This is a genomic window from Streptomyces sp. NPDC001407, assembly GCF_042895325.1.
Lineage (GTDB): Bacteria > Actinomycetota > Actinomycetes > Streptomycetales > Streptomycetaceae > Streptomyces.
This window is the reverse complement of sequence record NZ_JBIAWF010000041.1, coordinates 1-22,344: the sequence shown is the minus strand read 5'-3', so window position 1 is coordinate 22,344 and position 22,344 is coordinate 1. Positions and strand designations below refer to the sequence as shown.

The 22,344-nt window shown below is 73.8% G+C and carries 16 protein-coding genes and 1 pseudogene; 13 read left to right on the top strand and 4 right to left on the bottom strand.

The genetic code is table 11. The features are described from left to right. Positions 1–117: 117 nt before the first annotated feature. Positions 118–525, top strand: coding sequence for a cobalamin B12-binding domain-containing protein (locus tag ACFY1P_RS33610; RefSeq protein ID WP_361533297.1), 408 nt, complete (start codon positions 118–120; stop codon positions 523–525). Between the two features lie 79 nt (positions 526–604). On the opposite strand, the gene ACFY1P_RS33605 is transcribed toward ACFY1P_RS33610, so the two are convergent. Then, positions 605–2,287, bottom strand: a complete 1,683-nt coding sequence (locus ACFY1P_RS33605; protein ID WP_390752791.1) for a DUF5691 domain-containing protein — start codon at positions 2,285–2,287, stop codon at positions 605–607. Between the two features lie 7 nt (positions 2,288–2,294). Then, complete coding sequence (locus ACFY1P_RS33600; RefSeq protein ID WP_390752790.1) at positions 2,295–3,662, bottom strand: SWIM zinc finger domain-containing protein; 1,368 nt, start codon at positions 3,660–3,662, stop codon at positions 2,295–2,297. Between the two features lie 128 nt (positions 3,663–3,790). On the opposite strand from ACFY1P_RS33600, the gene ACFY1P_RS33595 reads away from it, so the two are divergent. From ACFY1P_RS33595 to ACFY1P_RS33570, 6 genes and pseudogenes are all read left to right on the top strand, one after another. Further along, the gene (locus tag ACFY1P_RS33595; protein WP_390752789.1) at positions 3,791–4,918 is read left to right on the top strand and encodes an AAA family ATPase; all 1,128 of its coding nucleotides are present in this window, start codon (positions 3,791–3,793) and stop codon (positions 4,916–4,918) included. Further along, positions 4,876–7,152 (top strand): annotated as a pseudogene (locus ACFY1P_RS33590) (DUF5682 family protein); the annotation flags it as partial. The gene ACFY1P_RS33595 and the pseudogene ACFY1P_RS33590, both read left to right, overlap by 43 nt. Positions 7,153–7,746: 594 nt before the next feature. Then, entirely contained in the window at positions 7,747–8,643 is an 897-nt protein-coding gene (locus ACFY1P_RS33585) for a VWA domain-containing protein (protein ID WP_390752797.1), read from the top strand. A gap of 240 nt (positions 8,644–8,883) precedes the next feature. Further along, entirely contained in the window at positions 8,884–10,059 is a 1,176-nt protein-coding gene (gene sucC, locus ACFY1P_RS33580; RefSeq protein ID WP_361532588.1) for an ADP-forming succinate--CoA ligase subunit beta, read from the top strand. Positions 10,060–10,079: 20 nt separating this feature from the next. Next, on the top strand, positions 10,080–10,964 hold the full coding sequence (gene sucD, locus ACFY1P_RS33575; RefSeq protein ID WP_361532585.1) for a succinate--CoA ligase subunit alpha: 885 nt from the start codon (positions 10,080–10,082) through the stop codon (positions 10,962–10,964). A 138-nt stretch (positions 10,965–11,102) separates the two neighbouring features. After that, positions 11,103–13,517: a DUF6350 family protein gene (locus tag ACFY1P_RS33570; protein ID WP_390752788.1), complete on the top strand. Its 2,415-nt coding sequence runs from the start codon at positions 11,103–11,105 to the stop codon at positions 13,515–13,517. A gap of 295 nt (positions 13,518–13,812) precedes the next feature. On the opposite strand, the gene ACFY1P_RS33565 is transcribed toward ACFY1P_RS33570, so the two are convergent. Then, positions 13,813–14,664: a hypothetical protein gene (locus ACFY1P_RS33565; RefSeq protein ID WP_390752787.1), complete on the bottom strand. Its 852-nt coding sequence runs from the start codon at positions 14,662–14,664 to the stop codon at positions 13,813–13,815. Positions 14,665–14,962: 298 nt separating this feature from the next. Between ACFY1P_RS33565 and purN the strand changes: the two genes are divergently transcribed. Further along, positions 14,963–15,595 (top strand): phosphoribosylglycinamide formyltransferase, encoded by a 633-nt coding sequence (gene purN / locus ACFY1P_RS33560; protein WP_361534294.1) that lies wholly within the window; start codon positions 14,963–14,965, stop codon positions 15,593–15,595. Next, positions 15,592–17,172, top strand: a complete 1,581-nt coding sequence (gene purH / locus ACFY1P_RS33555; protein WP_361534297.1) for a bifunctional phosphoribosylaminoimidazolecarboxamide formyltransferase/IMP cyclohydrolase — start codon at positions 15,592–15,594, stop codon at positions 17,170–17,172. Before purN ends, purH begins: the two co-directional genes overlap by 4 nt. Positions 17,173–17,241: 69 nt before the next feature. On the opposite strand, the gene ACFY1P_RS33550 is transcribed toward purH, so the two are convergent. Continuing rightward, positions 17,242–17,922 (bottom strand): RDD family protein, encoded by a 681-nt coding sequence (locus ACFY1P_RS33550; RefSeq protein WP_390752786.1) that lies wholly within the window; start codon positions 17,920–17,922, stop codon positions 17,242–17,244. A gap of 163 nt (positions 17,923–18,085) precedes the next feature. On the opposite strand from ACFY1P_RS33550, the gene ACFY1P_RS33545 reads away from it, so the two are divergent. From ACFY1P_RS33545 to ACFY1P_RS33530, 4 genes are all read left to right on the top strand, one after another. Further along, entirely contained in the window at positions 18,086–18,955 is an 870-nt protein-coding gene (locus ACFY1P_RS33545) for a bifunctional methylenetetrahydrofolate dehydrogenase/methenyltetrahydrofolate cyclohydrolase (protein WP_361534303.1), read from the top strand. Then, positions 18,945–19,352, top strand: coding sequence for a DUF3017 domain-containing protein (locus ACFY1P_RS33540; RefSeq protein WP_361534306.1), 408 nt, complete (start codon positions 18,945–18,947; stop codon positions 19,350–19,352). Before ACFY1P_RS33545 ends, ACFY1P_RS33540 begins: the two co-directional genes overlap by 11 nt. A gap of 259 nt (positions 19,353–19,611) precedes the next feature. Further along, positions 19,612–20,832, top strand: coding sequence for an NADP-dependent isocitrate dehydrogenase (locus tag ACFY1P_RS33535; protein ID WP_390752785.1), 1,221 nt, complete (start codon positions 19,612–19,614; stop codon positions 20,830–20,832). Between the two features lie 373 nt (positions 20,833–21,205). Beyond that, a complete protein-coding gene (locus ACFY1P_RS33530) occupies positions 21,206–22,207 on the top strand; it encodes a helix-turn-helix domain-containing protein (protein ID WP_390752784.1) in 1,002 nt (333 codons plus the stop codon). Positions 22,208–22,344 lie beyond the last annotated feature (137 nt).

The following is a 22,344-nucleotide window of genomic DNA, read 5'->3' as shown; positions in this document are numbered from 1 at the left end:
GGGTGCGGGATGCTGGCGATAACGTTCGTTCACATCCCCGCCCCCCAGGGCGCGGGGCATCCTCTCGGCCGGTCGCCGGCGCCGTACTTGTTGTACTTGTCGTACTTGGAGGCAGTGATGGGAGTGACCGGTCCGATCCGTGTAGTGGTGGCCAAGCCGGGGCTCGACGGTCACGACCGCGGGGCCAAGGTCATCGCCCGGGCGTTGCGCGACGCGGGCATGGAGGTCATCTACACCGGCCTGCACCAGACGCCGGAGCAGATCGTGGACACCGCGATCCAGGAGGACGCCGACGCGATCGGCCTGTCCATCCTCTCCGGCGCGCACAACACGCTCTTCGCCAAGGTCATCGAGCTGCTGCGGGAGCGCGACGCGGAGGACATCAAGGTCTTCGGCGGCGGCATCATCCCCGAGGCGGACATCGCCCCGCTCAAGGAGCAGGGAGTGGCCGCGATCTTCACCCCGGGCGCGACGACGGCGTCGATCGTGGAGTGGGTCAACGAGAACGTACGAGGGGCGGCGTAGCCGGCCGGGCACGGCGGCGGGCCCGGCCGCGCCCCCGCGGCCCCGGTCCGCCACCGCCCTCAGCCGGCGTGCCATCGCCTCAGCCCGCCAACTCCGCGGCCATCACCGCGCGCAGGCGCAACGTGCCGACGAGCCGCCGGAACGCCTCCGCCCAATAGCCGGCCGCACCGCCGGACGCGGCGAGCTGCTCGTCCGGCAGCGCCGTGAGCTCCTCCAGCCGGTCCGCCTGCGCCGGGTCAAGGCAGCGCTCGGCCAGGCCCATCACGCCGCTGAAGCTCCAGGGATAGCCGCCCGCGTCGCGTGCGGCGTCGAGCGCGTCGACCAGGGCCGTGCCCAGCGGCCGCGCCCACGGCACCGCGCACACCCCCAGCAGCCGGAACGCCTCCGACAGCCCGTGCGCCCCGATGAAGCGCGCCACCCACTCGGCCCGTTCCTCCGGGGGCAGCGCGGACAGCAGCTTCGCCGGGTCCCGCCACGACGAGCCCTCCGGGGGCGCCGTCGGCGGGCCGAGCAGGACCCGTGCCCACTCCGCGTCCCGCTGCCGGACGGCGGCCCGGCTCCAGGCCGCGTGCAGTTCCGGCTGCCAGCCGTCGGCGACCGGCAGGGCCACGATCTCTCCGGCCGCGCGACCCGCGAACCGCTCGCGCCACACGGCCAGCGGGGCCGCCTCCACCACCTGGCTCAGCCACCACGACCGCTCGCCGCGGCCGGGCGGCGGCTTGGCGACGACGCCGTCCCGCCGCATGTCCCCGTCGCACTCGTGCGGCGCCTCGACCGCTATCCGGGCGGCACCGCCCGTGCGCTCCAGGGCCACGCACGTACGCGCCCGCTCCGCCATCCGCCGGGCGAGCGCGGAGTCGGGGAGAGCGGCCAGCAGCTCCGCCGCCGTGGCCCGGACGTTGCGGCTCCGGTCGGCCAGCGCCTGCTCCAGGAGCGGCTCGTCGTCCGGGGAGAGCCCCTCGCGCAGCGCGTCCAGGAACATCAGCCGGTCCTCCGCGCGCTCCGTACGCCACGTCTCCGCGAGCAGCTCCCGGGCGGCCGCCGGGTCGCTGCGCCGTACGGCGGTGAGGAGGGCCACCCGCTCGGCGAACAGCCCCTCCTCCCACACCTGGCGGGCCTCGGGCGTGCCGGCGACGGCGTGGCCCGGTGCCGTGGCGGGCCCGGCGCGGAGCGCGTACTTCCACTGCGGGTTGAGCCCGGCCAGCCACCGCGCCCGGGAGCCGCCGAACGTGAGCGCCGCGGGCCGGAGATCCGTACGGGCGCGGGCCGCTTCCAGCAGCGCGGGCAGCAGGGCGGCCGGGGCCTGGTAGCCGTACTGGTTGGCGGTGGCCAGCCACTGCGGCAGCAGCTCCGTGAGATCGGGCGCGCCGGGCCGCCGCCCCGCGCCGCTCCCGCCGGAGCGGTCGGCGAGCAGCAGCGCCAGCCGGCGCCGCGCCGCGGCCGGCAGGGCGGGCCGGGGGTCCTCGGGAGCGGGCTCCGGCCGTGCCCGCGCGGCGGTGGGCACGAGCCCGGCGCGCCGTTGGACGGTGTGCAGCGCCGCCGCGTCCAGCAGCGCCATGGCGGCGTCCTGGCCGTCCCGCGGCGGCACGGGCGGTGTGCGCCGCTCGGTGCCGAGCAGGGCGGCGGAGACCAGGTCGTCCCAGGTGGTGTTCATACGCTTGCCCTTTCGCTGCGCTGTGCCGAGCGGATCGTTGTCAGGGGCGGCGCCGGTGCTGCCTGCGGTGGGCGCCCTCAAGTGCCGTACGGGTTCCACGCGCCGCATCCGGTCCTCAGCGGGCGCGGCTCGTCGGCTCTCGGAGCTGCACCAGCTCAGGGGCCCATGTGGACAACGGCGTGAAGCCCCGGTGGCCGCATTCGCCGAAGACCGTGACCGGCCGGCCGCCGGACAGCGCCGTGAGCTGCCACAGGCCGGAGCGGTCCCGGTGCCGGGAGTCGACCGGAAGCGCCGAATCGCCGTGCGCGTCCGCCAGTTGCCAGCCCGCTTCCTGGTCCGGTATCGGGACGACCGCGTCGAGGAGCACCGGCCAGGCGTCGAGCCACGGGTCGTCGCGCAGGGCCTCGCCGTACGCTGCCAGGGCCTGGCCCACGTCGCCGCCTGGCGGGGGAGCGGGGTCGGGCTCCGAGGCCGCGTACCGGGTCCCCAGGACGGCGCGCAGTGGCCGGGCCGCCGGGTGATAGGCGAGGTCCGCGTCCAGGGAGAGGCCCGCGGGAAGCGACAACTCCGGTGCCCGGCCCGCCGCTCCGTAGGAGAGGAGCAGTGCCATCCGCCCCGTGCTCCGGCCGCGGAGCCAGATCCGACGGGTGATCAAGTGGCCGTCGTCGCTGTCCGACTGCGCCAGGACCAGCCAGTGGTCGCGGACGGGGGCGGCGGTAGCGAGCAGGGCGGCGGAGTCCGCGGTGATGCCGGCCCGCGTGCGCACCGTGGCGGCCAAGGGAGCGGGGAGGTGATCGAGGCGCAGGAAGCCTTGATTGAGCGTGTGCAGCAGGGCGCACTCCGCCAGCAGGCGCGACGCCCAGTCGCCGCCGGAACCGCGGACGTCCGCCAACTCCCGCACCCGTGCCGCCAGTCCGGGGGCCTGGGCGTCGACCATGCGGGCTGCTGTCTCGTCCCACTGGCCGTGCTCCGAGCCGTCGGCGGCCGAGAGGCCGACCCGCAGCAGATCGCCGAGTCTTCGCTCCAACTCCCTTGCGCCTGATGCCATGCGCTGTGCGCGCCGCTCCGCTCTCCGCCGCGCCGCGTCGACGTCGGTGGAAGGGGAAGGCGGTGCGCCGGGCTCCGCTCGCCGCCGCCGGTGGTCCAGCCACTGCCCGGCCCAGTCGGGCGGTGGGCCTTCCGGGACGGATTCCTCGCCCGCCGACCACAGCAGCAGCAACCCGAGCGCGTGCTTGCACGGGAACTTGCGGCTCGGACACGAGCAGTGGAACGCGGGGCCACCGGGCCCGTCGAGATCCACCACCGTCCGGTACGGCGAGCCGCCGCTGCCCTCGCACTCCCCCCACACCGCGCCCGTGCCCCGCGCCCCCGCGCCCGACCACCGGCCCGGCACCGCGAGCCTGCCACCCGCCCTGCGTGACTGATCGTCAGGTGCCAGCGCGAGCACCTGGTCCTCCGTCCGGCGTTCCCCCTGCGGATTCATGCCACAAACGCTACGACCCCCCACTGACAATCGCCCTGACCTGCGGAATCCTGGCGCCGGGGCCGATTGTCAGTGGTGTGGTGCAGGGTTGTGCACGTGACCCGGAACCGCACGAACGAGGGGGACTTGTGACCGTGCCCGGAATCGAGACCGAAGTGCTGCGCCCGCACGCCGAGGACGCCTTCGCGGGGGAGCTCAAGGCGCTCGCGGCCGCCGACGACCGGCCCCGCCCCGCCCGCTGGCGGCTGTCGCCGTGGGCCGTCGCCACCTATCTGCTCGGCGGCACCCTGCCTGGGGGCACCTCCCGGACGAAGTCCGGGGGAGGCACGGTGATCACCCCCAAGTACGTGGGCCCGCGCCGCGTCGTCGAGGTGGCCGTGACCACCCTCGCCACCGACCGTGCCCTCCTCCTGCTCGGCGTGCCCGGCACCGCCAAGACCTGGGTGTCCGAGCACCTGGCCGCCGCGGTCAGCGGCGATTCCACCCTGCTGGTGCAGGGCACGGCCGGCACCCCCGAGGAGGCCATCCGCTACGGCTGGAACTACGCCCGCCTTCTCGCCGAAGGCCCCAGCCGCGCCGCGCTCGTCCCCAGCCCCGTCATGCGCGCCATGGCCACCGGCGCGACCGCCCGCGTCGAGGAGCTCACCCGCATCCCGGCCGACGTGCAGGACACGCTCATCACCGTGCTGTCCGAAAAGACGCTGCCCATCCCCGAGTTGGGGGAAGAGGTGCAGGCGGTGCGCGGGTTCAACCTGATCGCCACCGCCAACGACCGCGACCGCGGGGTCAACGAGCTCTCCAGCGCCCTGCGCCGCCGCTTCAACACCGTCGTCCTGCCCCTGCCCGCCACCGCCGAGGCCGAGGTGGACATCGTCGCCCGGCGCGTCGGCCAGATCGGCCGCTCCCTCGACCTGCCCGCCGCCCCCGAGGGCACCGACGAGATCCGGCGCGTGGTCACCGTCTTCCGCGAGCTGCGCGACGGCGTCACCGCCGACGGCCGCACCAAGCTCAAATCCCCTTCCGGGACGCTCTCCACGGCCGAGGCGATCTCCGTCGTCACCGGCGGGCTCGCGCTGGCCGCCCACTTCGGTGACGGCGTGCTGCGCGCGGGCGACGTGGCCGCCGGGATCATGGGTGCCGTGATCCGCGACCCGGGGGCGGACCGCCTGGTCTGGCAGGAGTATCTGGAGGCGGTCGTCCGCGAACGGGACGGCTGGAAGGACTTCTACCGCGCGTGCCGCGAGGCCGCCGCGTGACCGGGACCGGCCCGGCCCTGCTGGGCATCCGCCACCACGGCCCCGGCTCGGCGCGCGCCGTCGAGGCGGCGCTCGACCGGTGCGCGCCGCGAGCCGTGCTGATCGAGGGGCCGCCCGAGGCCGGGCCGATCGTCCACCTCGCCGCCGACGAGGGCATGCGGCCGCCCGTCGCCCTCCTCGCCCACGCCGTCGACGACCCCGGGCGGTCCGTGTTCTGGCCGCTCGCGGCGTTCTCCCCGGAGTGGACCGCGATCCGCTGGGCCCTCGCCCACGGCGTGCCCGTACGCTTCGTCGACCTGCCCGCGGCCCACACGCTCGCCCTCGGGGGCCGGGCACAACCACCCGACCCGGAAAGCCGGAAGGAGCGGGCGGACCCGCTGGCCGTGCTCGCGGCCGCCGCCGGGCACGACGACCCCGAGCGGTGGTGGGAGGACGCCGTCGAGCACCGGAGCGGGCCCCGCGCGGACGACGCGCTCGCGCCGTTCCACGCACTCGCCGAGGCGATGGCGGAGCTGCGGACCGCCCACGGCGGCGACGACGGCCCGGACGCCGCGCGCGAAGCGCACATGCGGCTGCGGATCCGGGACGCGCGAAGGGAGTTCGGCGACGCGTTCGCCGTGGTCTGCGGCGCCTGGCACGTGCCCGCGCTCGCGGAGCGGCGGACCCTCGCCGCGGACCGCGCGGAGCTCAAGGGGCTGCCCAAGGTCAAGGCCGAGCTCAGCTGGGTGCCCTGGACCCACCGGCGCCTCTCCCGCCACAGCGGTTACGGCGCGGGGATCGACTCGCCCGGCTGGTACGGCCACCTCTTCCACGCCCCCGACCGGCCCGTCGAGCGCTGGATGACCGAGGTCGCCCGGCTGCTGCGCGCCGACGACCACCCCGTCTCACCGGCCCACGTCATCGAGGCCGTACGCCTCGCCGACACCCTCGCCGCCCTGCGCGGCCGCCCGCTCGCCGGGCTCACCGAGACGCTCGACGCGGTCCGGGCCGTCATGTGCGACGGCTCCGACGTGCCCCTCGGCCTGGTGCGGGAGCGCCTCGTCATCGGGGAAGACCTCGGCGAGGTGCCCGACTCCGCACCGGCCACCCCCTTGCGACGGGACCTGACCCGCCTTCAGCGCACCCTCCGGCTCAAGCCGGAGGCGGCCGCCCGGGACCGCGAGCTCGACCTGCGTACGGACACCGACGCCGCCCGCAGCCGGCTGCTCCACCGGCTGCGGCTCCTCGGCGTCGACTGGGGCGAGCCGGTGCCCTCCCGCGGTGGCACGGGCACCTTCCGGGAGACCTGGCGGCTGCGCTGGGAGCCCGAGCTGTCCGTGCGGGTCGCCGAGGCGGCCGCGTGGGGCACGACCGTGGAGGCCGCCGCGACGGCGAAGGCCGGCTCCGAGGCGGTCGGCACCCCGGCACTCGCCGGTCTCACGGCCCTCGCCGAGAGGTGCCTGCTCGCGGGGCTGCCCGACGCCCTCCCCACCGTGATGCGCGCCCTCGCCGACCGCGCGGCGCTCGACGCGGACGTCGCGCACCTGGCCGCGGCCCTGCCCGCACTGGTCCGCGCGCTGCGGTACGGCGACGTGCGCCGTACGGACACCGCCGCCCTCGGCGAGGTGGCTGCGGGCCTCGCCGAGCGGGTCTTCGTCGGCCTGCCCGCCGCCTGCGCCGGCCTGGACACGGACGCGGCGGCGGACATGCGCGGCCACCTGGACGCGGTGCACCACGCGGTGGGCCTGCTCGCCGGGGCGCAGGGGCCACCCGCCGGCGTACGCGAGCGCTGGTCCGCGGTGCTGCGGCTGCTCGCCGGTCGGGACGGCCTGCCCGGCGGAATCCGGGGGAGAGCCACGCGACTCCTCCTGGACGACGGCCGCCTGACGGAGGACCGGACCGCCCGGCTCATGGGGCTCGCGCTCTCCGGCGCGGTCGCACCGGCGGAGGCGGCCGCGTGGATCGAGGGATTCCTCGGCGAGGGCGACTCCGGCGGCATGCTCCTCGTCCACGACGAGCGGCTGCGCACGCTGGTGGACTCCTGGCTCGTGTCCGTGCCCGACCGCGAGTTCACGGGGGTGCTGCCCCTGCTGCGGCGTACGTTCTCCGCCTACGGGCCCGGCGTGCGGCGGACGCTGGGCGAGCTGATCCGCCGGGGTTCTGTGGCCGCTTCACGGGGCGTGCCCGGGTTCGGGGCGGGGACGGACGAGGAGCGGGCGGCGGCGGTGCTGCCGGTGCTGCACGTGCTGCTGGGGGCGGGCGGCGGGGCGCCGGCCCTGCCGGAAGCGGGGCTTCGGGGGCCGGATGCGAGTGGGCTTTTTCCGGACGCGGGCCCTCAGGCCGCGGGTGCGAGCGGGCTTCCGGACGCAGGTCCCCAGGCCGCGGGCGCGAGCGGGCTCCTTCCGGACGCGGGCCCTCAGGCTGCGGGTGCGAGCGGGCCTCCGGACGCAGGTCCCCAGGCCGCAGGCGCGAGCCGGCCCCTGCCGGACGCGGACCCCCACGCCCCAGGCGCTGCCCGGCCGTACTCTCCGGCCGCCCACCGGACCGATGCCCCGCCACCTGAACCACCGTCGCCTGAACCACCTCCATCTGAACCACCTCCATCTGAACCACCGCCACCTCATCCCCCCTCGTCCCCCGAGCGGCTCCGGCGCTGGCGGCTCGTGCTCGGGGACGACGGGCGCGACAGCGGCCCCCCGCTCCGCGGTGTCGACATCGCCCTGGACCGGACGCTCGACGCGCTCTACGGCGACGCGGGCGGGAGCGCGGGGCTCGGGGCGTCCGTGCCGTATGCCGCTCGCTGGCTGGGGGACATCCGTACGTACTTCCCGGCGTCCGTCGTTCAGGTGATGCAGCGTGATGCCATCGACCGGCTCGGGCTGGCCGCACTGCTGCTGGAGCCGGAGATGCTGGAGGCCGTGGAGGCGGACGTACGGCTCGTCGGCACCCTGCTGTCGCTCGCCAAGGCCATGCCGGAGACCACGCGGACCACCGCGCGGGCCGTCGTCCGCAAGGTCGTCCAGGACCTGGAGAAGCGCCTGACGCAGCGGACCCGGGCCGTGCTCGGCGGCGCCCTCGACCGGGCGGCCCGCGTGGCGCGCCCCCGGCACCGCGACATCGACTGGGACCGCACCATCAGGGCCAACCTCAAGAACTACCTGCCCGCTCACCGCACGGTCGTCCCGGAGCGGCTCGTCGGCCACGGGCGGGCGGCGCGGGCGGTGCGCAAGGAGGTGATCCTCTGCATCGACCAGTCCGGTTCGATGGCGGCCTCGGTCGTCCACGCCGCCGTGTTCGGCGCGGTCCTCGCCTCCATGCGGTCCCTCGACACCCGGCTCGTCGTCTTCGACACCGCGGTGGCCGACCTCACCGACCGGCTGGCCGATCCCGTCGACGTGCTCTTCGGCACCCAGCTCGGCGGCGGCACCGACATCAACCGGGCGCTCGCCTACTGCCAGTCACGCATCACCCGCCCGGCGGAGACCGTCGTCGTCCTCATCAGTGATCTCTACGAGGGTGGGATACGCCACGAAATGCTGAGGCGCGTCGCGGCGATGAAGGCGGCCGGAGTGGTGTTCGTGACGCTGCTCGCGCTGTCCGACGAGGGCGCTCCCGCCTACGACCGCGAGCACGCGGGGGCGCTCGCGGCCCTGGGCACGCCCGCTTTCGCCTGCACACCGGACCTCTTCCCGGAGGTGATGGCCGCCGCGCTGGAGAAGCGCCCGCTGCCCGTCCCGGAGCCCTGACCGGAGGGGTCCCGGGTGCGATCAGTGAGCGATCGGTGTGTGATCTGTGAGGGTAATCACGGCCGGAGTGTGACCTGCGATTTAGGGACCTCCGTCCCTCGGGGATAACCTGCGGGACGGACATGCCGCGTCAACGGTGAACGTGTGCCGCCCTCGTAAAAGATCGCGTCGTCACGCTGGCCTGCGGCACGCCCGCGCAGACACTGAACCGCGATATCCATGGAAAAGGGACGGACGCGCGTGGACCTGTTCGAGTACCAGGCGAGGGACCTCTTCGCCAAGCACGGTGTACCGGTGCTGGCCGGTGAAGTCATCGACACGCCTGAGGCGGCGCGAGAGGCCACTGAGCGGCTGGGCGGCAAGTCGGTCGTCAAGGCTCAGGTGAAGGTCGGCGGCCGCGGCAAGGCCGGCGGCGTGAAGCTGGCCGCCACCCCGGACGAGGCCGTCGCCCGCGCGACGGACATCCTCGGCATGGACATCAAGGGCCACACGGTCCACAAGGTGATGATCGCCGAGACCGCTCCCGAGATCCTCGAGGAGTACTACGTCTCGTACCTCCTCGACCGCACCAACCGCACCTTCCTGGCCATGGCCTCGGTGCAGGGCGGCATGGACATCGAGGAGGTCGCGGAGAAGACCCCCGAGGCCCTCGCGAAGGTCCCGGTCGACTCCAACGAGGGTGTGACCATCGAGAAGGCCCGCGAGATCGTCGCCCAGGCGAAGTTCCCGGCCGAGGTCGCCGAGAAGGTCGCCGAGGTCATGGTGACCCTGTGGAAGACCTTCGTCGCCGAGGACGCGCTCCTCGTCGAGGTCAACCCGCTCGCCAAGGTCGCGAGCGGCGACGTGCTGGCCCTGGACGGCAAGGTCTCGCTCGACGAGAACGCCGACTTCCGCCAGCCGGAGCACGAGGCGCTCGAGGACAAGGCCGCGGCCAACCCCCTCGAGGCGGCCGCCAAGGCCAAGGGCCTCAACTACGTCAAGCTCGACGGTGAGGTCGGCATCATCGGCAACGGCGCGGGTCTCGTCATGAGCACCCTGGACGTCGTCGCGTACGCCGGTGAGAAGCACGGCAACGTCAAGCCGGCCAACTTCCTCGACATCGGTGGCGGCGCCTCCGCCGAGGTCATGGCCAACGGTCTTGAGATCATCCTCGGCGACTCGGACGTCAAGTCCGTCTTCGTCAACGTCTTCGGTGGCATCACCGCCTGCGACGAGGTCGCCAAGGGCATCGTCCAGGCCCTGGAGCTGCTCAAGGCCAAGGGCGAGGACGTCACCAAGCCGCTCGTCGTCCGCCTCGACGGCAACAACGCGGAGCTGGGTCGCAAGATCCTGTCCGACGCCAACCACCCGCTGGTGCAGCGCGTGGACACCATGGACGGCGCGGCCGACAAGGCCGCCGAGCTGGCTGCGAAGTAAGGGACGAGGACTCCACAACCATGGCTATCTTCCTCACCAAGGACAGCAAGGTCATCGTCCAGGGGATGACCGGCGCCACGGGCATGAAGCACACCAAGCTCATGCTGGCCGACGGCACCAACATCGTCGGTGGCGTGAACCCGCGCAAGGCGGGCACGAGCGTCGACTTCGACGGCACCGAGGTGCCCGTCTTCGGCTCCGTCGCCGAGGCGATGGAGAAGACCGGTGCCAATGTCACCGTCGTCTTCGTGCCGCCGGCGTTCGCCAAGGCCGCCGTGGTCGAGGCGATCGACGCCGAGATCCCGCTGGCCGTCGTGATCACCGAGGGCATCGCCGTCCACGACTCCGCCGCCTTCTGGGCGTACGCGAGCTCGAAGGGCAACAAGACCCGCATCATCGGCCCGAACTGCCCCGGTCTCATCACCCCGGGCCAGTCCAACGCCGGCATCATCCCGGGCGACATCACCAAGCCCGGCCGCATCGGTCTGGTGTCCAAGTCGGGCACGCTGACCTACCAGATGATGTACGAGCTCCGTGACATCGGCTTCTCCTCGGCCGTCGGCATCGGTGGCGACCCGGTCATCGGCACCACGCACATCGACGCGCTCGCCGCGTTCGAGGCCGACCCCGACACCGACCTGATCGTCATGATCGGTGAGATCGGCGGCGACGCGGAGGAGCGGGCCGCGGACTTCATCAAGGCCAACGTCACCAAGCCGGTCGTCGGCTACGTGGCCGGTTTCACCGCGCCCGAGGGCAAGACGATGGGCCACGCCGGTGCGATCGTGTCCGGTTCGTCCGGCACCGCCCAGGCGAAGAAGGAGGCCCTCGAGGCCGCGGGCGTGAAGGTCGGCAAGACGCCGTCCGAGACCGCTCTGCTGGCGCGCGAGGCGCTGTCCGCCTGAGCCGTACGGTTCCCGCGGGCCCGTCCGGGTGAAGCCGTCCACTCGTCAGGCTTAAAAGGTGCATAAGCGAATGCGGGCGACACGACGGCTATTTGCCCGCTACCCGTACGAAAGCCATCTTGTTGGCAGCATGGGGCCGTGACCTCTTTTGCCGATCACAGCCCGCAGTTGCCTTCGCGGAGCAGGTCCACCGCCGCGGGGCCACCACCGATGGCGGGCGCGGTGTTCCTCGGCGGGATGGTCGCCGCGGGTCTCGGGCTCGGCACGCTCGCCGTGGTCGTCCTGTCGCTCTGGATCTCCTCGCCCTATCCCGACAGCGGCCCCGCGACGGCCCTGCGCGTCGCCGCCGCCCTGTGGCTGCTCGCGCACGGCGCCCACCTCGTCCGCGCCGAGACGCTCACCGGCGCCCCGGCGCCGATCGGCCTGACGCCCTTGCTCTTCACCGTGCTGCCGAGCTGGCTGCTCTACCGGGCGACCCGGCACGCGCTCGACCCGGTGGAGGACCAGCCGTCGGACGACACGCCCGACGCCCCGGCGCGGGACGGCGCGGCCGGCCACGCCGTCCTGACCCCGCGCAAGGCGATCGCGGCCCTGCTCGGCGGCTACTTCTCCGTGGCCACGGCCGCCGCGCTCTACGCCTCCTCAGGACCCCTCCCGGTCGACGCCCTGAGCGCCCTGCTCCACCTGCCGCTGTTCGCCGGCGTGGCCGTGGGCGCGGGCGCGTGGGCGGCGGCGGGCTTCCCCGGCATGACACCGCCGCCCTTCGCGCGCCGGACGCTGGAGGGGCTCCCCAGGGGCGTACGGCGCTGGTTCACGCGCCCCCGGCTGACGGAGGTCGTACGGACCGGGGCCGTCGGCACCGGCGCGCTGCTCGGCGGTGGGGCGCTGCTGCTGGCGGGCTCGCTCGTCCTGCACGTGACCGTGGCCCAGCAGTCGCTGCTCCAGATGACCGTCGCGTGGTCCGGCCGCGTCGCCGTGCTGCTCCTGTGCGTGGCACTGCTGCCGAACGCGGTCGTGTGGGCGGCGGCGTACGGGCTGGGGCCGGGGTTCATGGTCGGTGTGGACGGTGTCGTCGGCCCGCTCGGGGTGGCCGACTACCCGCTGCTGCCCCGCTTCCCGCTCTTCGCGGCCCTGCCGCCACCGGGCCCCTCCGGGCCCGTGGCGCTGGCGTTCGCTTCGGCGCTGTCGGCCGGCGCGGGCGTGGCGATCGCGTACGCCACCGTCCCCCGGGAGCCGAAGGCGCTGCGCCGCTCGAAGGCCGGCCGCACGGCCGCGACCGCGGCGCTGGGCGGGGTGCTCTGCGCGGTGCTGATGTCCGCCCTGTCCTATATGGCGTCCGGCCCGCTCGGCGAGGAAACGCTCGCCGACTTCGGCCCGCCCTGGTGGCTCGTCGGCGGCGCGGCACTGGTCTGGACGACGGGCCTCGGCGTGCCGGGCGCGCTGATCCTGCGCTGGGTCCGCCGCCGCGCCCGCCCGAAGCCGGCCCCGCGCGCGGTGGTGGCGACGACGAGCGCGCCGCGCCGGACACGACAGCCGGAGCTGGTGCCGACGTGGTGCAAGGGGCCCGTGGCGGCGCTGGGCCTGGTCCCGCCGGGCTCCGGCGAGCAGCCGGCCGCGGTCCCGGAGCAGGAGCCGGAGCAGGAGCCGGAGCCGCGCCCGCGCCGGGTCCCGGGCGGGGCGGCGGTTCGGGCGGCGGGGGCGTGGCTGGGGTTCGCCGCGCCCGAGAAGGCGGGGGACGAGGGCGAGGAGTCCGCGGAGGGGGCGGATGCGGCTTCCGCGTCCTCCGGGATCGCCGCCGAGGATGTGCCGGCCGTACGGCGTGAGGCTCCGGTCGAGGAAGTGCCCGATCGCGAGCCGGCGGCGGGCGGGGCCGCGCGGCGGGCGGTGTCGGTGTCGGCGGCCCGCGGGACCGCGAGGCGCGAACGGCGGGGACGCGGGGGGCGGGGGCGGCGTGAGGGTGCGGGTGTTCGTGAGGGGGAGGGGGTTGAGCCTGTGGATCGTGAGGCTGAGGGGTGTGAGGCCGGGGTTCTTGAACCTGCGGATCGTGAGGGTGGGGCCGCGGCGTGTGAGGCGGCCGGTCCCGAGCCCCGGGCTCGTCGGCGTGGGGTGAGTGGACCGGAGACCCGGCGGCCCGGCGTGTGCGGGACCGGCGCGGCTGAGCCCGAGGGGGTTCAGGCCGTGGAGGAACTGCCGGTCCGGACCGGGCTGTCGCCCGCGCCCCTGCCGCTGCCCGGACCCGCCGTCCGGCAGCGGGCCGCGACCACCCTGCTGGACGCCGTACGCGAGCCGAAGTGGTCACGGGCGCGCGGCTGGTGGTGCCGGGCCACGGCGCGGAAGGGGCGGGGCCGGAGACCGAGGGAGCACGCGGCGGCCGCGCCGGACGGGGTGCCGGTGGAGGGGGTGGTCGTGGGGGCGTACGACTCGGCGGGGGTGGCGGCTTGGCACGAGACGGGGGCTCGGCAGGTTCGGTGGGCGGCGTTGCGGGATTCGGGGGGCGGGTTGGTGCCGGAGTTCGAGCCGCGGGATCTGGGGCGGCCGTCGGAGGGTCCCTGACCTGGGGCCCGGGCCCCAGGCCCCCGGTGCGGCTCGGTTGCCGCCTGCGGCGGGCTTTGTTCCCCTACCCCGCCCCTTCCCGAAACTGGGGGCAAGCCCCCAGACCCCCGAAGCACGCTTCGCGCGCTGTCCTCAAACTCCCCCAGCTACCTCCCCCAGACTCCGTCCGGGGGTGCCCCCAGAGGTGCCCCCAACGGGCTGATTGTGCTGACCGTAACCAGCACAATCAGCCCGTCCGGCGTTTGAGGACCAGCGCCGCAGGCGCTGCGCGTCAGCCGACGAACCCGCGGCGAGGTCAGTCCTGTGCCCCCAGCAACGGCCGCAACTGCTTCGGCAGATGCGACTCGCACGCCTGCCGGGACGTCTGCGTCAAAGCGTCGTCCACGCACGTGTAGTAGTCGCTGTAGACGATCTGGAAGGCGAACGTCGCCGCCACGATCGCCAGGGACAGGCCGCCCATGACCAGGCCGCTCACGGCCGCCGTGGTCTGGGGGCGGGGAGAGCCGGGGGCCGGCGGGGGAGGGGGCGGGATGTCCGGGTCCGTGCGCTGTTTCTGCTGCGGCTTCGCGCGCAGGGAGCTGATGGCCCAGTAGACGGACAGGGCGCCCAGGAGCAGCGCGACCTGCGGGATGCTGAAGAGGGCGAAGAAGAAGCCCCACAGGCCGGCCAGCAGTGCGTAGCGCGCCCGGCGCTGCGCCGGGTCCGTCGGGTCCCAGCGGAGGCCGCCGCCGCCCGGCGGCCCGGCCTGGGGACGCTGGCCCTGCCCGCCGGGAGCGCCGCCGAAGCCGCCGCCGTGCGGGCCGGGCTGCCGGCTGCTCCACTGGCTGCCCCACGCGGGCGGCTGTCCGCCCTCCTTGGAGTCCTCGTCCTCCCCGCCGCGCCCCTCGGGCCGCTCGCGCGGCTCCCAGGGCCGGTCGGGCCGGTCCTCAGGCGGCGGCGCGAACGGATTGTCCTGATCGTCCGAGGACGAAGGCGAGGACGAGGGCGACGGCGGCCGCTTCTCCAGGGACGGCCGCCCGTCCGGGGACGGCGACGAGGGGCGTTCGTGCGCCATGCGGGCGTACCGCGCCGCCGCTCCCCGGGAGTCCTCGGCGGACTCGGTGGACAGCGGGAAGCGGTGAGCCGCGTGGAGGCGTCGGTCCGGCATGTGGAGTGTGTCTTCCCCTTGTGTCGTCGTCCCGCACGTCGCAGGCGTGTCCCGCACGCCATGACGTACTGCACACCGAACGTACGGCGTCGCGCGCGGATTCCATGCGCGTGGCCCGCGCTTTCCGTGCGCTGCTTCCAGACGCTACCTCCCGCGCGTGCCCCCGTCCCGTGGGGGCCGTTCCGTGTGCCGGTATCGTTGCTGGCGGTCGGCGGCTTCGTAGAGTCCCCCGTATTCGGGGACCCCTCCGGCTTGTACGACCATACAAACCGCATCACCCGCGAGAAAGGGCCCCACCGTGGCCTCCCCGCCTCCCGCGCTGCCCGCCCGGCTCGTCGTGCTGGTCTCCGGCTCGGGCACCAATCTCCAGGCCCTGCTCGACGCGATCGCCGCCGACCCGGACGGCTACGGCGCGCGGATCGTGGCCGTGGGCGCCGACCGGGACGGCATCGCCGGCCTCGAGCGCGCCGAGCGCGCCGGGCTGCCGACGTTCGTCTGCCGGGTGCAGGACCACCCGACGCGTGACGCCTGGGACCGGGCGCTGACCGAGGCGACGGCGGCGTACGCCCCGGACCTCGTGGTCTCCGCCGGCTTCATGAAGATCGTGGGCAAGGAGTTCCTGGCCCGCTTCGGGGGGCGGATCATCAATACGCACCCCGCCCTGCTGCCCAGCTTCCCCGGCGCCCACGGCGTGCGTGACGCGCTCGCGTACGGCGCGAAGGTGACCGGGTGCACCGTCCACTTCGTCGACGACGGCGTCGACACCGGCCCGGTCATCGCCCAGGGCGTGGTCGAGGTCCGGGACGAGGACGACGAATCCGCGCTGCACGAGCGGATCAAGGAAGTCGAGCGAGCGCTGCTCGTCGATGTCGTGGGGCGTCTGGCCCACAACGGCTACCGCATAGAGGGACGAAAGGTAAGAATCCCGTGACCGCCGAAGGCACCAACGGTACGAACGGCACTGAGCGGCCCATCCGCCGCGCGCTGGTCAGCGTCTACGACAAGACGGGGCTGGAGGAGCTGGCCCAGGGGCTGCACGCGGCCGGCGTCCAGCTCGTGTCGACCGGTTCGACTGCCGGGCGGATCGCCGCCGCGGGCGTCCCGGTCACCAGGGTCGAGGAGCTGACGGGCTTCCCCGAGTGCCTCGACGGCCGGGTGAAGACCCTCCACCCGCGCGTACACGCCGGCATCCTCGCCGACCAGCGGCTCGCCTCGCACCGCGAGCAGCTCGCCGAGCTGGGCGTGGAGCCCTTCGAGCTCGTGATCGTCAACCTCTACCCCTTCAAGGAGACGGTCGCCTCCGGCGCCTCGCCCGACGAGTGCGTGGAGCAGATCGACATCGGCGGCCCCTCCATGGTCCGCGCCGCCGCCAAGAACCACCCCTCCGTCGCCGTCGTGGTCAACCCCGACCGCTACGCCGACGTGCTCGACGCCGTGCGCGCGGGCGGTTTCGACCTGACCGCGCGCAAGCGGCTCGCGGCCGAGGCGTTCCAGCACACGGCCGCGTACGACGTGGCGGTGGCCGCCTGGTTCGCCGACGGTTACGCCGCCGACGAGGGCCCCTGGCCGGACTTCGCCGGTGTCGTCCTCAGCCGCAAGCAGGTCCTGCGCTACGGCGAGAACCCGCACCAGCCCGCCGCGCTCTACACCGACGGCACGGGCACCGGTCTCGCGGTCGCCGAGCAGCTGCACGGCAAGGAGATGTCGTACAACAACTATGTCGACACCGAGGCCGCGCGCCGGGCGGCGTACGACCACGACGAGCCCTGCGTCGCGATCATCAAGCACGCCAACCCCTGTGGCATCGCCATCGGTTCGGACGTCGCCGAGGCGCACCGCAAGGCGCACGCCTGTGACTCGCTCTCCGCGTTCGGCGGCGTGATCGCCGTCAACCGCCCGGTGTCGGTGGAGCTGGCCGAGCAGGTCGCGGAGATCTTCACCGAGGTCATCGTCGCGCCCGGTTACGAGGACGGCGCGGTCGAGGTGCTGGCCCGCAAGAAGAACATCCGCGTGCTGAGCTGCCCCGACGCCCCCGGCGCGGTCGGCGAGTACCGCCCGATCGAGGGCGGCGCGCTCGTCCAGGCCAAGGACCGCCTCCAGGCGGAGGGCGACGACCCCGCCAACTGGACGCTCGCCACGGGCGAGGCGCTCGCCGCCGGCGAGCTGGCCGAGCTGGCCTTCGCCTGGCGCGCCTGCCGCGCCGTGAAGTCCAACGCGATCCTGCTGGCCAAGGGCGGTGCCACGGTCGGCGTCGGCATGGGCCAGGTGAACCGCGTCGACTCGGCGAAGCTCGCGGTGCAGCGCGCGGGCGAGGAGCGCGCCGCCGGTTCGTACGCCGCCTCCGACGCCTTCTTCCCCTTCCCGGACGGCCTGGAGGTCCTCCTGGAGGCGGGCGTCAAGGCCGTGGTGCAGCCGGGCGGTTCGGTCCGTGACGAGCAGGTCGTCCAGGCCGCGAAGGCGGCGGGCGTGACGATGTACTTCACGGGCACGCGGCACTTCTTCCACTGATCCCGATGAATGACGAGGCCGCGCCCCGGAAGACCCGGGGCGCGGCCTCGTGCTGCCGTGATCAGGCGGTCACTTGGTGCGGACGACGACCGTGCTGACGATCTTGTCGGCGAAGGTCTGCTTCTTCTCGTCCCACAGCGGCCACAGGTAGCCGAGGTAGAAGAAGCCGTCGGCGATGTGGCAGAGGTTGCGGACGAAGGCCATGCCGAAGCCGGTCGGCATGCCGTCGCGCTCGCGCACGACGCTGATGCCCACGATCTTCTTGCCGAGCGTCTGACCGGTCTTGCCCTGGCGGTAGAGCATCCAGAAGCCGAGCACGATGCCCAGGACGGCGCCGAGGAGCACCAGGATCACACCGGCCATCGGCGAGCCGGTGCTCCGGGTGCACAGCCCCTGGTCGGCGCTGAACTGCGAGCAGCTGCTGTCGGTCTGCGAGGAGACCGTCATGACCATCCCGATGATGAAGAGGAGCATCGGGGCCGCGCCGCTGATCAGGCCGTCGAGCAGCGAGGCGCCCACGCGCGAGCCCCAGCCGGCCAGCGGCGGGCGCTGCATGGCGTACGGGTCCTGCCCGGGGTAGCCGTAGCCCGCGCCCGGGTACTGCTGGCCCGGGTAGGGCTGCTGCCCCGGATAGGGCTGGCCGGGGTAGGGCTGGCCCGGGTACGGCTGCTGCGGGATCTGCCCGTAGGGCTGGCCCGGCTGCTGCTGGGGGTAGGACGGGTACGGGCCGGACGGGTTCGGGTGGGTCACCTGGGGTCCTTCGAGCGGTGGTGCCGGGCTTGTTGCATGGGGACTGCCGCGGCGTCCGCCACGGCGCGGATCATCGTAGGCACAGCGAACGCGTGATGAACGGCGCGCCTGAGGACGTGACCTGATTGGAACGAGCGCCGGTCCATCCGGGAGTATGGGTGTCATGACCGCCCAGATTCTCGATGGCAAGGCCACCGCAGCCGCGATCAAGTCCGAACTCACGACCCGCGTGGAAGCCCTGAAGGCCCAAGGCGTCACGCCCGGTCTCGGCACCCTCCTCGTCGGCGACGACCCCGGCAGCAAGTGGTACGTGGCCGGCAAGCACCGCGACTGCGCCCAGGTCGGCATCGCGTCGATCCAGCGCGAACTGCCCGACACCGCCACGCAGGAGGAGATCGAGGCGGTCGTACGCGAGCTCAACGACAACCCGGAGTGCACGGGCTACATCGTCCAACTCCCGCTCCCCAAGGGCATCGACACCAACCGCGTGCTGGAGCTGATGGACCCGGCCAAGGACGCGGACGGCCTGCACCCGATGAGCCTCGGCCGCCTCGTCCTGGGCGTGCCGGGCCCGCTGCCCTGCACCCCCAACGGCATCATCGAGCTGCTCCGCCACCACAAGGTGGAGATCAACGGCGCGCACGTCGTGGTCGTCGGCCGCGGCATCACCGTGGGCCGCTCCATCGGACTGCTGCTGACCCGCCGCTCCGAGAACGCCACCGTCACCCTCTGCCACACCGGCACCCGCGACCTGCCGGCCCAGCTGCGCCAGGCGGACATCATCGTCGCCGCGGCGGGCGTCGGGCACCTGATCAAGCCGGAGGACGTCAAGCCGGGCGCCGCCGTGCTCGACGTGGGCGTCAGCCGGGACGGCGAGGGCAAGATCATGGGCGATGTGGACCCGGGTGTCTCCGAGGTCGCCGGCTGGATCTCCCCGAACCCCGGTGGCGTCGGCCCGATGACCCGCGCGCTGCTGCTGGTCAACGTCGTGGAGGCCGCCGAGCGCGCCGCCGGGATCGGCAATGCGGGCTGAGATGAGCGCCGCCCCAGGCAAGTCGCGCCGCTTCCAGCTCACCCGGGACACGGCCCGCCCCGAAGGGGGCGGGCGCGCGGCCCCCGGTGACGCGCCCGCACCCGCCCGCCAGTGGCCGCTGCTCGCCGTGCTGGGGCTGACGGGCCTGGGCCTGCTGCTCGTCGCGTTCGACGTCTTCCGGGTCGGGACGCTGCTGATCGGCGTGGCGATGATCGGCGGCGCGGTGCTGCGCTGGGCGCTGCCGTCGGTGGGCATGCTGGCGGTGCGCTCGCGGTTCACCGACATGGTCACGTACGGCGGGCTGGGCACGGTGATCGTCCTGCTCACGCTGATGGCGCAGCCGCACGCGTGGGTGAAGATCCCGTTCCTGGAGGACGTCCTGCACTTCACTGTGTGAGCGGTGTGTCTGTGCGGCGGCGCGTTGTCGTCCGCGGGTTGTCGTGTGCCGCACCACCGCTGCGCGGCGGTGTCCTCAATCTCCCCCAGCTACCTCCCCCAGACTCCGTCCGGGGGTGCCCCCAGAGGTGCCCCCAACGGGCTGGATGTGGCTGATGTGGTCCTGACCCTGCCCCGTCCGGTCGTCGAGCGAGCCGCACCCAGCGGAAAGCGCGCGTGGGGTGCGTGACTGGCCGGGTCCTCGGGACGAAGATCTCCCCATGGCCAAGATCAAGGTTGCCAACCCCGTCGTCGAGCTCGACGGCGACGAGATGACCCGCATCATCTGGTCCTTCATCAAGGACAAGCTGATCCTTCCCTACCTCGACATCGAGCTGAAGTATTTCGACCTGGGGATCGAGCACCGCGACGCCACCAGCGACCAGGTGACCGTCGACGCCGCCAAGGCCATCCAGGAGCACGGCGTCGGCGTGAAGTGCGCGACGATCACGCCGGACGAGGCGCGGGTCGAGGAGTTCGGCCTCAAGGCGATGTACCCCTCGCCCAACGGCACGATCCGCAACATCCTCGGCGGGGTGATCTTCCGCGAGCCGATCATCATGGCGAACGTGCCGCGGCTGGTCCCCGGCTGGACCGAGCCGATCGTCGTCGGCCGTCACGCCTTCGGCGACCAGTACCGCGCGACCGACCTCAAGATCCCCGGCCCCGGCACCCTCACCATGACCTTCACCCCGAAGGACGGCTCCGAGCCGGTCGAGGTGGAGGTGCACGAATTCCCGGGCCCGGGAGTGGCGCTCGGGATGTACAACCACGACGACTCGATCCGCGACTTCGCGCGCGCCTCCTTCCGCTACGGCCTGGCCCGCCGCTACCCCGTCTATCTCTCCACGAAGAACACGATCCTGAAGAAGTACGACGGGCGGTTCAAGGACCTCTTCCAGGAGGTCTTCGACGCGGAGTTCCGGGCGGAGTTCGAGCGGGCGGGGCTGGCCTACGAGCACCGGCTCATCGACGACATGGTCGCCGCCGCGCTGAAGTGGCCCGGCGGCTACGTCTGGGCCTGCAAGAACTACGACGGCGACGTGCAGTCCGACATCGTCGCGCAGGGCTTCGGTTCGCTGGGCCTGATGACCTCGGTCCTGATGTCGCCCGACGGCCGCACCTTGGTGGCCGAGGCCGCGCACGGCACGGTCACCCGCCACTACCGCCATCACCAGCAGGGCAAGCCGACCTCGACCAACCCGATCGCCTCGATCTTCGCCTGGACCCGCGCCCTCGCCCACCGCGGCAGGCTGGACGGCACCCCCGAGGTCACCGCCTTCGCGGAGGAACTGGAGCGGGTGTGCGTGGAGACCGTCGAGGGCGGCCGGATGACCAGGGACCTGGCGGCGCTGATCTCCAAGGACACCCCGTGGCTGACCACGGAGCAGTTCCTGGACGCGCTGGACGAGAAGCTCAGGGGCCGGATGGCCACCCGCTGAACCCCTCGCGCGGAAGGCGGGCCGCACGCCGTGCGGCCCGCCTTCCCGCTGGTGAGCGGCCACGGTGCCCTGTCTTCCACCCCCGTGGGAAGACGGGACACCGCCCGTTACGAGAATCATGTTCGGCACGGACCCGGGCAAGATCTTCAAGCCTGTTGTGGCCGGGAAGTGACGGTTCTGGGACGACGTCTCCGTTCCGTACCAGTTGCGCCCCCGGCGTGACAAGGGTGCATACCGCCCGCCCGTTGGCCCCAAATGCCACCGTGCGCCCCTGCGTTGGGAACTGCCATGCTGATGTGTGGCATCCCCTTGGGTAGCCAGCACCGGGACCGCGGGGGACAACCGTACGCATCGGGGGAACAGGGGGACGGCAATGCCTCGCTGGAGGGCGCTACCGGAAGAACTCGATCCGCAGGTCGGCGAATTCACCGAACAGCTGCGCAGACTCGTCGAACGCAGCGGGCTGGGCCTCGGTGCCCTGGCCGACCGCACCGGATACAGCAAGACGTCCTGGGAGCGGTATCTGAACGGGCGGCTGCTGCCGCCGCTCGGCGCCGCCGAGGCACTCGCCGACGTGACGGGTGCCGACGTCGGGCACCTGAGCACCATGTGGGAGCTGGCCGAACGGGCCTGGAGCCGCTCCGAGCTGCGGCACGACGTGACGATGGAAGCCGTCCGGATCGCCCAGGCGCGGGCCGCGCTGGGCGAGTTCGGCCCGCCGGCGCGGCCCGCGAAGCCGGCGCCGCCGCTCTGCCGCGAGGCCCCGGAGCCCCGTGCCCCGTCCGTGCCGCGCTCGCCCGGGCCGCCCGACTACCGCGCCAAGGCCATCCCCGTCGGGCAGCGGCCGCGCCGCCGGGCCGCGCTCTTCGTCACCGGCGTCGTGGGCGCCCTCCTCGTCGTCGCCGCTGCCGCGCTGCTGCTCGGGGCGGGCGGCGGCGACAAGCACAAGGGCGCGCAGACGCCGCCCGCCACCACGCCGGCCGCCGTCGCCTCCACGGACCTGCCGGCCGGGGTGAAGTGCGCCGGTGACAGCTGCGCGGGCAAGGACCCCGAGGCGATGGGCTGCGGCGGCGCCCGCGCGACGACGGCCGGCTCCGCGACGGTCGGCACGTCGTACGTCGAGGTGCGCTACAGCGAGGTCTGCCGGGCGGCGTGGGGCCGCATCACCCAGGCCGCGAGCGGCGACGCCATCCGCATAAACGCCCGCCCGTCCGCTTCCTCCCCGGCCCGCACGGAGGCCGGGCGTGTCGGGGCCACGCCCGGCCATACGGCTGATGGCTACACGCCCATGGTGACGGTTTCGGCTCCTGATCAGGCGACGGCTTGCGCGACGTTGCTGGCGGGGGCGCGGGGGTGCACGAAGCCGGTGCGGTGACCCTGGGCTCCGCCCTCCCGTCCCCCGGGTGCGGGTGCGTGGCGCCTGCGGCGGGCTTTTCCCCTACCCGCCCCTTCCCGCAGCATCTGATGCGCGGCTCCGCCGCGGCCGGGGCTCCGCCCCGGACCCGTGCCCGG

Bases quoted from the DNA above. Each gene is read 5' to 3' on its own strand.
- ACFY1P_RS33610 (WP_361533297.1), top strand. From the start codon at position 118: ATGGGAGTGACCGGTCCGATCCGTGTAGTGGTGGCCAAGCCGGGGCTC.
- ACFY1P_RS33605 (WP_390752791.1), bottom strand. From the start codon at position 2,287: ATGCGGCGCGTGGAACCCGTACGGCACTTGAGGGCGCCCACCGCAGGC.
- ACFY1P_RS33600 (WP_390752790.1), bottom strand. From the start codon at position 3,662: ATGAATCCGCAGGGGGAACGCCGGACGGAGGACCAGGTGCTCGCGCTG.
- ACFY1P_RS33585 (WP_390752797.1), top strand. From the start codon at position 7,747: ATGCAGCGTGATGCCATCGACCGGCTCGGGCTGGCCGCACTGCTGCTG.
- sucD (WP_361532585.1), top strand. From the start codon at position 10,080: ATGGCTATCTTCCTCACCAAGGACAGCAAGGTCATCGTCCAGGGGATG.
- ACFY1P_RS33565 (WP_390752787.1), bottom strand. From the start codon at position 14,664: ATGCCGGACCGACGCCTCCACGCGGCTCACCGCTTCCCGCTGTCCACC.
- ACFY1P_RS33545 (WP_361534303.1), top strand. From the start codon at position 18,086: ATGACCGCCCAGATTCTCGATGGCAAGGCCACCGCAGCCGCGATCAAG.
- ACFY1P_RS33540 (WP_361534306.1), top strand. From the start codon at position 18,945: ATGCGGGCTGAGATGAGCGCCGCCCCAGGCAAGTCGCGCCGCTTCCAG.
- ACFY1P_RS33535 (WP_390752785.1), top strand. From the start codon at position 19,612: ATGGCCAAGATCAAGGTTGCCAACCCCGTCGTCGAGCTCGACGGCGAC.
- ACFY1P_RS33530 (WP_390752784.1), top strand. From the start codon at position 21,206: ATGCCTCGCTGGAGGGCGCTACCGGAAGAACTCGATCCGCAGGTCGGC.